This is a genomic window from Mesorhizobium sp. B2-1-3A, assembly GCF_006442655.1.
In the GTDB taxonomy this organism is placed as follows: domain Bacteria; phylum Pseudomonadota; class Alphaproteobacteria; order Rhizobiales; family Rhizobiaceae; genus Mesorhizobium.
In genome coordinates, this window is sequence record NZ_VFWK01000007.1 from 355,161 (window position 1) to 367,674 (window position 12,514).

General features: G+C 62.8%; 12 protein-coding genes and 1 tRNA gene. 5 read left to right on the forward strand and 8 right to left on the reverse strand.

From position 1 onward, the window contains the following. Positions 1 to 22 precede the first annotated feature (22 nt). Positions 23 to 964 carry a glyoxylate/hydroxypyruvate reductase A gene (locus FJ977_RS28840; protein WP_140775558.1) on the forward strand — a complete coding sequence of 314 codons (942 nt, stop codon included), beginning with the start codon at positions 23 to 25 and terminating at the stop codon, positions 962 to 964. A gap of 5 nt (positions 965 to 969) precedes the next feature. Here the strand turns inward: FJ977_RS28840 and FJ977_RS28845 are convergent, their stop codons facing one another. The 6 genes from FJ977_RS28845 to FJ977_RS28870 all read right to left on the reverse strand — a co-directional run bounded on the left by FJ977_RS28845 (position 970) and on the right by FJ977_RS28870 (position 6,579). Further along, entirely contained in the window at positions 970 to 2,022 is a 1,053-nt protein-coding gene (locus FJ977_RS28845; RefSeq protein WP_140775560.1) for an NAD(P)-dependent oxidoreductase, read from the reverse strand. 83 nt (positions 2,023 to 2,105) lie between these two features. Next, positions 2,106 to 2,891, reverse strand: coding sequence for an ATP-binding cassette domain-containing protein (locus tag FJ977_RS28850; RefSeq protein ID WP_246683365.1), 786 nt, complete (start codon positions 2,889 to 2,891; stop codon positions 2,106 to 2,108). Next, on the reverse strand, positions 2,888 to 3,871 hold the full coding sequence (locus FJ977_RS28855; RefSeq protein WP_140775562.1) for an ABC transporter permease: 984 nt from the start codon (positions 3,869 to 3,871) through the stop codon (positions 2,888 to 2,890). The genes FJ977_RS28850 and FJ977_RS28855 overlap by 4 nt, the downstream gene beginning before the upstream one ends. 13 nt (positions 3,872 to 3,884) lie before the next feature. Continuing rightward, complete coding sequence (locus FJ977_RS28860) at positions 3,885 to 4,892, reverse strand: substrate-binding domain-containing protein (protein WP_140775563.1); 1,008 nt, start codon at positions 4,890 to 4,892, stop codon at positions 3,885 to 3,887. Positions 4,893 to 5,170: 278 nt separating this feature from the next. Further along, on the reverse strand, positions 5,171 to 5,533 hold the full coding sequence (locus FJ977_RS28865; protein ID WP_140775565.1) for a hypothetical protein: 363 nt from the start codon (positions 5,531 to 5,533) through the stop codon (positions 5,171 to 5,173). A gap of 131 nt (positions 5,534 to 5,664) precedes the next feature. After that, on the reverse strand, positions 5,665 to 6,579 hold the full coding sequence (locus tag FJ977_RS28870; protein WP_140775567.1) for a class I SAM-dependent methyltransferase: 915 nt from the start codon (positions 6,577 to 6,579) through the stop codon (positions 5,665 to 5,667). A gap of 154 nt (positions 6,580 to 6,733) precedes the next feature. On the opposite strand from FJ977_RS28870, the gene FJ977_RS28875 reads away from it, so the two are divergent. Both FJ977_RS28875 and FJ977_RS28880 read left to right on the forward strand, forming a co-directional pair. Further along, complete coding sequence (locus FJ977_RS28875; RefSeq protein ID WP_140775646.1) at positions 6,734 to 7,741, forward strand: ligase-associated DNA damage response exonuclease; 1,008 nt, start codon at positions 6,734 to 6,736, stop codon at positions 7,739 to 7,741. 4 nt (positions 7,742 to 7,745) lie between these two features. Beyond that, complete coding sequence (locus tag FJ977_RS28880; RefSeq protein WP_140775569.1) at positions 7,746 to 9,347, forward strand: cisplatin damage response ATP-dependent DNA ligase; 1,602 nt, start codon at positions 7,746 to 7,748, stop codon at positions 9,345 to 9,347. An 11-nt stretch (positions 9,348 to 9,358) separates the two neighbouring features. On the opposite strand, the gene FJ977_RS28885 is transcribed toward FJ977_RS28880, so the two are convergent. Beyond that, on the reverse strand, positions 9,359 to 10,504 hold the full coding sequence (locus tag FJ977_RS28885) for a hypothetical protein (protein ID WP_140775571.1): 1,146 nt from the start codon (positions 10,502 to 10,504) through the stop codon (positions 9,359 to 9,361). 289 nt (positions 10,505 to 10,793) lie between these two features. Between FJ977_RS28885 and FJ977_RS28890 the strand changes: the two genes are divergently transcribed. Then, positions 10,794 to 10,869: transfer RNA gene (locus FJ977_RS28890), tRNA-Thr, on the forward strand. 322 nt (positions 10,870 to 11,191) lie between these two features. Here FJ977_RS28890 and FJ977_RS28900 read toward each other — a convergent pair. Further along, a complete protein-coding gene (locus FJ977_RS28900; protein WP_140775572.1) occupies positions 11,192 to 11,878 on the reverse strand; it encodes a class I SAM-dependent methyltransferase in 687 nt (228 codons plus the stop codon). 429 nt (positions 11,879 to 12,307) lie between these two features. Between FJ977_RS28900 and FJ977_RS28905 the strand changes: the two genes are divergently transcribed. Next, complete coding sequence (locus FJ977_RS28905) at positions 12,308 to 12,496, forward strand: YodC family protein (protein WP_056569801.1); 189 nt, start codon at positions 12,308 to 12,310, stop codon at positions 12,494 to 12,496. The last annotated feature ends 18 nt before the right edge of the window (positions 12,497 to 12,514 follow it).

A 12,514-nucleotide genomic window follows, 5' to 3' on the forward strand; every position in this document is an offset into this window, starting at 1 on the left:
TAGAGGGACTAAACGAACAACAATGGAAAAAGGCCGCATCCTGCTTGCCGTCACCGGCTTTCACCCGCAGCGCTGGCGCGAGCTGTTATCGGCCGAGCGCGAGGTGGTCCTGGAGCCGGACGGCGCCAAGGATCCATCGATCACCTATGCGGTGGTGTGGAAGCAGAAGCCGAACCTGTTGTCGTCGCTGCCCAATCTGCGCGCCATCTTCTCGATCGGCGCCGGCGTCGACCATATTTTCGCCGATCCCGGCCTGCCTGATGTGCCGATCGTCAAGGTCGTCGCCGACAATCTCACGCAGTACATGACGGAATATGTCGTCTGGCGGGTGCTTGATCACCATCGCCATGGCCTGCTCTACCGGTCGCAGCAGCCGAAGAAGATCTGGCGCGAGCCGCAGCAGAGGCCGGCCGGCGACATTTCCGTTGGCATTATGGGGCTCGGCAATCTCGGCCGCGCCGCGGCCTCGGTGCTTCTTTCGCTCGGCTTCGCCGTCAATGGCTGGTCGCGCAACGACCGGCCGATGCAAGGGGTTGCGACCTATTCCGGCGAGGCCGGCTTGATCCCGTTTCTCAAGGCAACCGACATACTCGTCGTGCTCCTGCCGCTGACACCGGACACGCAGGGCATCATCAATTATGGCGTGCTGAAGGAACTGCGCAAACGCAACGGCCTTGGCGGCTCGGTGCTGATCAACGCCGGACGCGGCCGCCTGCAAAAGGACGCCGACATCGTGCGGGCGCTGGACGACGGCACGTTGAAGGAGGCGAGCCTCGATGTGTTCGAGGTCGAGCCGCTGCCGAAGACCAGCCCGCTATGGAGCCATCCGAAGGTGTTCGTGACGCCGCACGCCGCGGCGACCTCCGATCCGATGCACCTGGCGCCGATCATGCTGCGCCAGATGGATGCCTTCGAGCGCGGCGAGCCGTTGCAGAACCTGGTCGATCGCAAGGTGGGTTACTGATCGCGTCAGCGCTCCTGCGCCATGCTTTCCAGCTTCTTCGAATGCTGAACCCCTGCCAGGTCCATCACATGCTCCTTGCGGGCACGCTGAAGGTCCAATGGTGACTTGCCTTCGATCATCCGGGCAATGTCTTCCACAATCAGGTGGCCCATCAGTTGCCGGCCGCCGCTTACCGCCGCGGCACGGTGGGGCGACAGAATGACGTTGGGCATGCCGCGCAGGGCATGATCCCTGGCCAGCGGCTCCGACGGGAACACATCGATTGCAGCGCGGATGCGCTTTGTCCGCACCGCCTCGACCAAGGCATCGAAATCGATGAGATGTGCACGGCTGACAAGGACGAGCAACGCGTTCGGCTGCAGCCTGGCGATGGTGGCCGCGTCCACAAGGCCCTTGTTGGTCCTGGTCGGCGCCGCCGTCACGAAGAGCACGCGGCAGCTGCTCGCGACTTCCGCTAGGGAAGCGAGCCTGACGCCATGCTGCCTGGCCACCGACGGATCAAGCCAGGGGTCGTAAGCGGATATCCTCGGCGAGAACGGCGCCAGGAGCCGGCTGCACTCCTTGGCAATGGCGCCGAAGCCAACAAATCCTATCGTCTGTTCGAACAAGGTGAAATCGGTCGCCGGATTGTCGTTGAGCCAATGTTCACCGCCGGTACGGAACAGTTCATGTTCTTCCACGAGGCCACGCGCGCCCGACAACGCCATGGCCACCGCCATTTCGGCGACCGAGCCGCGCATGCCTGGACCGGTTGCCAGCACCTCGATGCCGCGGTCGAAGCAGGCAGCGTAGTCGATAGTGTCGGGAAAGGCGCCGTAGAGCTCGATCACCGCCTTGAGTTTGGCCGCGCGCTTGATCTGGGCGGCATCGAGCGTCGGCAAGGCCGAGAGATAGAAGGTCATGCCGGCCAGATTTTCATCCAGTACATGATCGGGCATGGGCTCGTTCTTCGCCCAAACCAGATCGCAAAGCTCGCCAAGTCGCCTCAGGTCAGCCTGCGTGAACAGTTCATCAAGCTGTCGCCATTGTGGGTCAAGGACCGCAACGGGTTTGTTCATATCGACATCCTCTCTTGGAATTGAAGCTGTTGACGCGGTGCTCCCGCGGCATCACGCGTTCGTTGCCTTCGCCTGCCGGCTGCTCACGACTTTGCCCCGGTGATCAAGGCGACCAGTTCCTCGCCCGAGGTCTCGCTCGTGCGGCGATGACCGACGACGTGACCGTTGCGCATGATCCATATTTCGTTCGAGAGGCGCATCACCTGATCGAAATTGTGACTGATCAGAAGGAAGGTCCTGCCTTGTTGCCGCAAGCGGTCGATCAGGCCTTCGACTTCAAGACGTTCCCGCACGCCAAGGGCCGCCGTCGGCTCATCCATGATGGTGAGCTTGGCGTTCCAACCCACCGCGCGGCTGATGGCCACCGCTTGCCGCTGGCCGCCGGACAGCTGACGCACGCGCGCATTGATCGACGGTATGTTGATCTGCAGGCCGGCCAGCATGGTGCGCGCCTGGGCGGCCATGGCCCGCTTGCGGGTGATGCTCAACGGACCACCCCAGGTAAGCTCGCGGCCGAGGAAAAGGTTCTGCCAGATCGTCAGGTCATCGACGAGCGCGAGATCCTGGAACAGTGTCTCGACACCGATGCGCCTTGCGTCGTCAGGGCTGCGCAGCGTCGCCGGTCGGCCATCGAAAAATATCTCGCCGGACGTTGGTTGATGCACGCCGGTCAGTATCTTGACCAGGGTGGATTTGCCCGCGCCATTGTCGCCGACGATGGCTGCGACCTTGCCTTCCTCGACGGAGATGCTGACGCCATCGAGGGCGACGACCGAGCCGAAATGCTTGTGGACATTGCGCACCTCCAACATCTTGCGCCCGACGGGGGTGCCGACCGCGCCATCATTCGAAGCAGGAGCGATCGTCATTTTTGAAACCGGTAAGCGATGGCGAAAAGGATGACGACCATGCCCGTGACGATCGGCTGGTAGAAAACGCCGACGCCAAGCAGCGTCATCAGATTCAGAAGGGCGGTCAGGACCAGGGCGCCCACTACCGGGCCAATGATCGTGCCACGGCCGCCAAAGAGGCTCGTTCCGCCTAGCACCGATGCGGCTATCGAGTTCAGCAAGTAGGAACTGCCGGTGGCGGGTTCGGCGGATCCGATGCGCGCGGTGAGCATGACGCCGGCGATGCCGGCGAGCAAGCCGCTGATGGCAAAGGCCGCTATCTTGATCCTCGCGACCTTGAGGCCGAGGTTGCGGCTGCCTTCATGGTTGCCGCCGATGGCGAACAGGTGCGTGCCCAATTGTGTGTGGAACAGGAGCAGGTGGGCAATGACGGCAACCACGGCCGCGAGCAGCGTTATGTTGGGGATTGGCCCGAAGCTGCCGCTGGCCAGTTGCGTAAGCAAGGGTGAAATGACGCCGACCGGTCGGCCGTTCGACAGCACCAGCGCACAACCTGATGCAATGCTGAGCATTCCCAAGGTCGCTATGAAATCGCTGATCTTGCCCTTCGAAATGACGATGCCGCTGATGATGCCGAACATCATGGCTGTAACAACGGCCATCACGATGCCGATCGGCACACCCCATTTCTGGGTGACGGAGATGCCGATCATCACGCAGGATATCTGCACCAGCGACCCGACCGAAAGGTCGATGCCCGCCGTGATGATGACGAAAGTCTGACCGATCGCCACCACAACGAGGATCGAGCAGGCGACAAGAATCGAAGTGATGTTTCCGGCCGTCAGGAACAGTGGCGAAGCCAGCGCTCCGACCGCCATGAGCACCAGGAGCGCCAGGACGATCGCCCAGTCCAGCACACCGCTCGACCTGACCGTCCGTGCGATGCGGCCGGCCGACGCCCGGACGGCCGTTCCTGTCTCTGCTTGCAAGCTCACGCGCCAGGCCCTGCTATTTGATCAGCTTGGCAATCGGGCTGTGATATTCGAACCAGGGCTGCGGCGACGACGTCTTGGCCGCGGCGATATTCTCGGAGGTGATCAGGGCCTGTGGCGCGACCGTGGTCGCGTCGACTGTGGCACCCTGTGACGCCGCAAGGCAGGCTTCGACCTCGATCTGGCCCATCAGGTAGGGGAACTGCGCGGCGGTGCCGGTCATCTGTCCGGCCTCGATGGAATTGAGCGCGTCGTCGATGGCATCCGTGCCGAACACGAGGACCTTGCCGGCCAGGCCAGCGTTGTTGACCGCCTGCTGGACGCCCAGCGCCATGCCGTCGTTGGCGGCGTAAAAACCTTTCAGGTCGGGGTGAGCGCGCAGGATCGCATCGGCGGCGTTCAGAGCCTTCTCGCGATCCCAATCGGCCGCCTGTTCCTGAACGATTTCGAGGCCGCCGGCGCCGGAGCGAAACCCTTCGAGTCTCTGGATGCTGGCCGGATGGCCCGCGAGGCCGCCGATCAGAGCAACCTTTCCCGTCCCGCCGAGGCGTTTTACCATTTCCTCCGCCACGGCCTTGCCCGCATCGGTATGGCGCACGGTGACATAGGTTGTCAGCTTGACGCCGGCGGCGGCGAGCGCGTCGTTTTCGAATGCGTCCCCCGCGACGATCGGGATGTTCTTCTTGGCCGCGGTCACCAGTGGCTGAATGAGATTGCTGTTGCTGATCGGCGCGACGATGAAGCAATTGAAATCCTGTCCGACCATTGTCTGGACCATGTTGGTCTGTTCGTCGATGGCCGACTCATCCGTGCCGGCCTGAACCGTGACCGTTGCGCCGATCTCCTTTGCCTTCGCCTCGATGCCTTGTTGCGTGGCCAGCCAATAGGGATTGGCGAGTGTCTTCAGCACCACGGCGATCTTCAGGTTCTTCCCCGGCAGGTCGGCGGCCCATGGCTGACCGACAAGGACCAGAGACAGGATCGATCCTGCAAGCAGACTTTGCATCGAGACTTTAACGCGCATGCCTTATTCCTCCCATTGTGCGGTTCGCCAGGCTGGCTCCATCCGGACCAGCGCAGAAGCGTGAAATTGTGCGCTTCTTGAGCGGCGCACATCTTTCCGAAGCTCAGGATAGAGGCTGCCCGGTCATCAACAATCAGCAGCTCCATCAGATCGCATCAAACGGCGGCGAACCGTCACTGTCATGCGAAGGAACGAAGTGTATCAAGCCCCGCTTGCGGGGGAGAAACACGTAAGGGACCGCACGGGTGGCGGCTCTCCGATACGGTGTGTCGGGATCGTCAGCCCGGCAGAGCGAACTTCTTCTTCTGATTGTCCGGCTTGCCGCAGTCACGGCGGTCGATGGACCGGTTCATGGCGTCGATCTCGCCAGTCGCCTTGTCGCTGTCGCGCTGGGCCTTGGTGCGCATGTCGGGCGTGAACGGACCGAAACCCATCGCGGGATTGGAGAAGGTCGGCTTCACGGTCGTCGCAAGATTGTACTGCTGTGCCAATCCATTGCGCTGCGCCAGCAACTGATCGCACGGCACGGTGTCGTATTGCAGGGAGGATTCTATGTTGGCGTCCTGCCGCTCGGACATCGAATTGCCGACACAGCCGGCCGTTGCCAGGCAAGAGGCCAAGATCATCATGTTCCAGCGCATCCGATATGCTCCTCCTGATATCCCGCCCCTGACGCGACCAGATCGCAAATATCAGTCGCGCACGCAAATCGGACTTTTTCGCAGCAGCGCGGAGCGGTGACGGGATTCACCGCGCAATGATCATGCACGCTTCAAGTGGCGTGAGCCTTCAGGGCCAAGACGACCCAGCCTTTGACGGGCTCGCGGCGATCCTGCCGGATGGTCGTCGGCTCCAGCGCCAGGATTGAAAGCCCGTTGGCCTCGACTGTCCGCCTGACATAGCTGTCGGAATGGGCGTAGCGCCGCGAGGGCTGCAGCGCGAAGTCGCCGCTTGCGAGGCTCTCGACAGAGAAAGCAAACAGGCCGCCGCCGGCGAGCACACCGGCGACCCTCCCGATCAGGCCTTCGAGTGCGCCGACATAGATCAGGACGTCGGCCGATGTCACCAGATCGGGGTTTTCGCCTGAGTGGGAGAAGCCCTGCAGATCAGCCTTTGTCAGCGTGTCATAGATGCCTTTCGTCCGCGCCTTCTTCAGCATCCTGGCCGAGATGTCGATCCCCTCCAGCCGGTCGACGATCGGCCTCAGCCTCTCGCCCATCAGCCCGGTGCCGCAGCCCAGGTCGAGCGCCAGACGGAAGCGGCCCGATCTTGCCTTGCGAATCATCCGTTCGAGGGCTTCGGGCAACCGGTAGTCGAGCTTGCCGACCAGCATCTCTTCGAATGTCTCGGCGTAGTGGTCGAACAGCGTTTCGACAAAGGCGCTGGGCGGCGCGCTGGAAACCGGTCCTTTGCCGATCAGTTGCAATTTGAGGGCCGCGCCCTGGCGATCGGCTGGATCCAGGTTCAGCACCATCACCCAGGCCTGCGCCGCCAGGTCGAGCCTGCCTGATGCCTCCTGCATCTCGCCAAGGCGAAACCAGCCCATTGCCCATTGCGGCGCCAATTCCAATGCGCCGAGCAGGAGCTCGGCCGCCGCCACGTGGTCGCCGGAGGCAAAGAGCATCTCGGCATAGTCGGCACGGCGATCGGCGTTCAAATCGCCCGATGAGGTCTGCAACGGCTTCATGATAGCGGGTTCCGCCGGCGGGGGCAGCCGGGCCGCCATCTCTGTAATGCAAAGGGTGCGGAAGCTGAACCGAATTGAGCGTTCTTTGCCAGGAGAGTCAGCAGTCTCCGACGACAGGCTTCCCGCAGCGGAATTATATCCTATCTTGCAGACCATGCGCGCCAGCGACCTGCTTCATCCCCGGCCAGAAGGCCTTTACTGCCCGCCGGGCGATTTCTTCATCGATCCGGTGCGGCCGGTGGACCGGGCGCTGATCACCCACGGTCATTCCGACCATGCGCGTTCCGGCCACCGCTCGGTGCTGGCGACGCAGCAGACGCTCGACATCATGGGGCTGCGCTATGGCGAGGGCTTCGCCGGCACGACGCAACCGGCACGGCTCGGCGAGACGATCGTCCTCAATGGCGTCAGCGTCAGCTTCCATCCGGCCGGCCATGTGCTGGGCTCGGCGCAGATATCGGTCGAACATCAGGGCATGCGTATCGTCGCCTCCGGCGACTACAAACGGCGAAAGGATGCGACCTGCGTGCCGTTCCAGCCAATCGGCTGCGACGTTTTCATCACCGAGGCGACCTTCGGCCTGCCGGTGTTTCGCCACCCGCCCGACACGGAAGAGATCGCCCGCCTGCTGAAATCGGCGGCGCAGTTTCCCGAACGCTCGCATCTGGTCGGCGCCTATGCGCTGGGAAAGGCGCAGCGGGTGATGCGGCTGTTGCGCGACGCCGGCTACGACAGGCCGCTCTATATCCATGGCGCACTGACCAGGCTCAGCGAGTACTATCAAAGCCAGGGCATCGACCTCGGCATACTCGAACCGGCGACGGTGGAAGGCGGCAAAGGGGATTTCGCCGGCGCCATCGTGGTCGGCCCGCCATCGGCCTTCGCCGACCGCTGGGCGCGGCGGTTCCCCGATCCGATCTCATGCTTCGCGTCCGGCTGGATGCGCATCCGCCAGCGCGCCAAGCAGGGCGGTGTCGAACTGCCGCTGATCATCTCGGACCATGCCGACTGGGACGAGCTCACAGCGACCATAAAGGAGACCGGCGCCGAGGAAATCTGGGTCACGCATGGCCGTGAGGAAGCACTGGTGCGCTGGTGCGAACTCGAAGGCATTGCCGCCCGGCCACTGCATCTGGTGGGCTATGAGGACGAGGGCGATTGAGGGCATGAACCGCTTCGCCGAACTCCTCGACCGCCTGGTGCTGACGCCGTCGCGCAATGGCAAGCTGACGCTGCTGGTCGACTACTTCCGCAGCGTCGAGGACCCGGATCGCGGCCTGGCGCTGGCCGCCATCACCGGCGACCTCAACATCGCCGCGGTCAAGCCGGCGATGCTGCGCACCCTTGTCACCGAACGCATGGACCCGGTGCTGTTCGGCTATTCCTACGACTATGTCGGCGATCTGGCCGAGACGGTGTCGCTGGTCTGGCCGCAAACGCCGGGACATATCCCGAACCGTGAGCCGACGCTCGGCGAGGTCGTGGCGAGGTTGCAGGCGGCAAGCCGCTCCGACGGACCGAAGGTGCTGGCCGGGCTGCTCGACAGCGCCGGCATTTCGGCGCGCTTCGCCATCATCAAGCTGGTCACCGGCGGCCTGCGCATCGGTGTGTCGGCGCGGCTCGCAAAGCAGGCGCTGGCGGATTTCGGCAAGGTCGACGTCGCCGAAATCGAGGAACTCTGGCACGGGCTGTCGCCGCCCTATACAGCGCTGTTCGCGTGGCTGGAGGGCAAGGCTGAAAAACCCCGCAACACGGCGATGGCGCTGTTCAGGCCGGTGATGCTGTCGAACCCGGTCGGCGACGGCGACCTGGAAAAGCTCGATCCGGCGGACTATGCGGCCGAATGGAAATGGGATGGCATCCGCGTCCAGGCAGTGGCGGAAGGCGGCATCCGCCGGCTCTACTCGCGCACCGGCGACGATGTCTCCGGCGCCTTTCCCGATCTTGCCGACGCACTGGATTTTTCCGCGACGCTGGATGGCGAGTTGCTGGTTGGCGATCCCCGACAGGCGACGGGAACGTTCTCGGATTTGCAGCAGAGGCTGAACCGCAAGACGGTGACACCAAAGATGCAGCAGCAATATCCGGCCTTCATGCGCTGCTACGATCTGCTGCAGATCGGCGCCGAGGATTTGCGCGGGCTATCCTTCCGCGAGCGGCGCGGCCGCCTCGAAGCCTTCGTCAGGACGCTCGACCCCAGCCGTTTCGACCTGTCGCCCTTCGTCGACTTCGCCGATTGGCAGGCGCTGGAGGAGATGCGCCGCGCGCCGCCGCACCCGATCATCGAAGGCGTAATGCTGAAACGCTGGGATTCGGCCTATGTCGCCGGGCGGCCGAAAGGCCCGTGGTTCAAATGGAAGCGCGATCCGCACACAGTGGATGCCGTCCTGATGTATGCCCAGCGCGGCCATGGCAAGCGCTCGAGTTTTTACTCCGACTACACGTTCGGCGTCTGGTCCGGACCCGAGGGCGAGGAGGAACTGGTGCCGGTCGGCAAGGCCTATTTCGGCTTCACCGACGAGGAGCTGAAGCAGATCGACAAATATGTCCGGGACAATACGGTCGAGCGCTTCGGTCCGGTGCGCTCGGTGCGGGCGGACCGCGACAATGGCCTGGTGCTGGAAGTCGCCTTCGAAGGGCTCAACCGCTCGACCCGGCATAAATCCGGCGTCGCCATGCGCTTTCCCCGTATTTCACGGCTGCGCTGGGACAAGCCGGCCAACGAGGCCGACCGCATCGAGACGCTGCAGGCGCTGCTCGATCGCTGAGTTCCAGCCGACTAAGGCTCGATCGAGACGCGGATCTCGTAGATGTTGACCGCCTTGCCCTGCTTGTCGAAATCGGAATTGACGGCGATGGTTCCGGCCGAACCCGGACGCTTGTTGGGGAACTGCACGTCGAACAGATATTCGTTGCGCTGCTGGCCGACCGCGTAGCGCTTGCGGCCACAGTCGCCAAGTTCGCCGAAATTGCAGTCGACGGAGATTTGCGTGTCCTTGCCGTCCTCGGCGCGGGCAATGATATCGAACACGGCATGCTTGCCGGCCAGCTTCTCCAGCACGCCTTGCCCGACATCGAAGGCGATCGCCGAACCGGAGGCACCGGACCGGATGCGCAGGAACGGACCGGTGTCGTCCTTCATCACCTCGGCCTTGGCGTCCGACGGGGCGGCGACATGCGTCGGATCGGCCGGCGAGAACACATTGATCCAGTCGCGCGACTGGTCCGCGGCACCGGGCTTTGCCGGCGCGTTGGCGCCGTCGGCCGGCGTGAAATCGTCGTCCTCCACGGTTGGCGGCGCCTCCGGCGGTGCCGTATCGAGTTGGGCGGCAGTCTTGAATACGCCGGTCTGCATGGCGAAAAACAGGCCGATGCCAATCGCCGCAAGCAGGGTCACGGTGAAGAAGATGGCGGTCAGCGGCAGGCGACGACCGCGAATGCGGCGCTCGTCGCGATCGGGCGCCACTTCCGCCGCGGCTCCCGAAGCGGCAGGAACGGACATGTCGATGGCCGGCGCGCCGGGGAGCGTGGCGTCCGGCATGATGTCGGGAACGACCGGCAGCACGCGCGAGCGCGGCGCGTCGGATGCGGGCTGCGCGGGGCCGTCGACGGCGACCGCGGGCGACGGCGTCCTGTCGCCGATCTCGATCGCGGGCGCCGCGGTGGCCGCGGGCTCGACCGCCGGGGCATCGACCTGCGGACCAGCATCCGGCACCGCCGGCAGGAACTCGGATTCGATTTCGGCGATCTTCGCTTGGATCGCCTTGCGGCGCTTGATGGCGACTTCCACGGTCACGCCGGGATTGGCCTGGAGCGCACGATCGAGCGCGGCAAAGGCCGACCGATAGACCCTCTCGCGGAACGCGCGGTCCTCGGCATTGCCCTTTTCCAAGGCGTTCCGGATCGCTTTTTCGATGGCGTCCAAGCGAGATCCCTCTGCAAATTGCACCAATCTTCCCTGATGGTTAGCCGTAGGCGACCAATCAATCAACGGGCGTGCGGCTGCATTCTGCCTCGACGGGCCGTCGAAAGTCCATCTTGGCGATGTTCCGGCAAATAAAATCGGACTATCCCGGCGATTCTTCGCGGGCAGCGACACCCCAACCCTGATTTCGACCGTGTTGGGCGCTCGTGCAGAATTGCCAAGTCGCATCTTGAATTCGTGGCCGGTTGAGTCTATCACCCAGCCCATCTTGGAGGCCTCGGCCTCCCGGGCCGCTTTAGCTCAGTTGGTAGAGCACATCATTCGTAATGATGGGGTCAGGTGTTCGAGTCACCTAAGCGGCACCAATATTCCCCAAGGGTTTGCGGGTTCCCTAGGCTAGAGCGAAAAACGCCTTGCCAACACCCTGCAACATTTTTCGGGGTCATTTGTTCGCCCTTTGTAGTGCCTCGACAAGGACTCGGCTGGACACTTCGCGGGCGCCTAGAGCGATGGCGCGCGCCCGAGTGGCCTTTGAAAGGTCGTAGTGGGGACGGCCTGGCTTGTCCTGAAACCATCGGCGGCCCCCGAGGGCTTCGGCCATGGCGTGAAGCTCAGCGAGTGAATCGGCCGCCATATGGCACATCACCATCCGGCCGAGGCGCCAGCGCGGCCGGTCGACGTAGACCACTATCTAGCCGCTTTGACGGATCGTTTGCGTTGCCGCAGCGTCCGCAAAATGAAAGAGTTGATGGCAGAGCGGACATCGAACCTTCCGCCATCGACCTTCTGCGCTACGATTTGGTGCCCGGCATGGAGAACTTTAATTTCCTTGCGTCTGGAAGCCACGAAAATATTGATGGCTTCTTCCGGCCTCGTTTCGATCGGTTGTTGCCGTTCCCAAGCGTAATCGTCCCAGATAATGGTCCCGCCATTCTTGAGTAGAGGCCACGCCAGAAGGGAATCGACGTGAACCGCGTCCCGGTCGTGGGCACCATCGATATAGATCAGGTCGTAAGATCTTTTTTGGCCCTGCAGGTCGATCAATGCCTTGCTGGAAATCGACTTCAGCTTTGTGACGCGCCCGGCATACGAGGCCGTGTTGGTATCGAAGCGCTGCTCTACTTGGGCAAATCCACCGGCCAAAGTTACGTATTCGTTCTGCTCTCCAGCGAACGGATCGATGCACGTAATCCGCGACAGATGGCAGTACTCAAGAAAAAAGATCGCGGAACGTCCTTCCCAAGATCCGATTTCCAAGATGTTGAGAGGTCGATCCCGCATACTTGCCAGGCAAGCACTCCAGACATGGAAATTATTTGACGTCCAATCGGAGGAAAATTCTTTCCCTTCGTACCACTTAGCAAAATCGACCACTGCTAACTCCTCTATTTGCGGCGATCTAGCCCGGCTCACGATCGCCAGTTATATTGACGCCGCTTCAGCGTCAATGTTGGATCTGAACCGACGTCCCTGCCGCTGGCAAAGTGCGCCGCCCCGGCAATTCGTCGGTACCCAGGCCCCAGCTTTCCATCCGCCGATCATCATCCGAAAGGAACAATCACGGCTGTTTCCCGTGAAAAAGAAGCGCTTGCCCGCGTACTTGCGCATGAAGGCGGCTATTCAAATCATGCAGACCCCGGCGGCCTGCCATCTTCTACCCCGAGCGCGTCAATGAGGCGGTGCCGCAATTGGCACATGCACCACGGTCTGCGTGGTGGAGCGAGTCGCCGGCGACCCATATCCGCCATTGTCGCGACTCAGCTTTGGTGGGAAACTTGCGGGCCTCAGCATGGGAGGCCCAAAATGCCCAACACTTTCAAGACCGGAGACGTCGTCAAGCTGAAGTCGGGAGGGCCGAGGATGACGGTCAGCGATGGGGCCGCTTCCGGCATGTATCTCTGTCACTGGTTCAACAAGGAAGGTGACGTTTGGACGCCGCAGCATGCGGGTTTCAAACCCGACCAGTTGGTCGCCGCCGATCAACCGGCGTGATCCCTGCCCGTCCGCCAG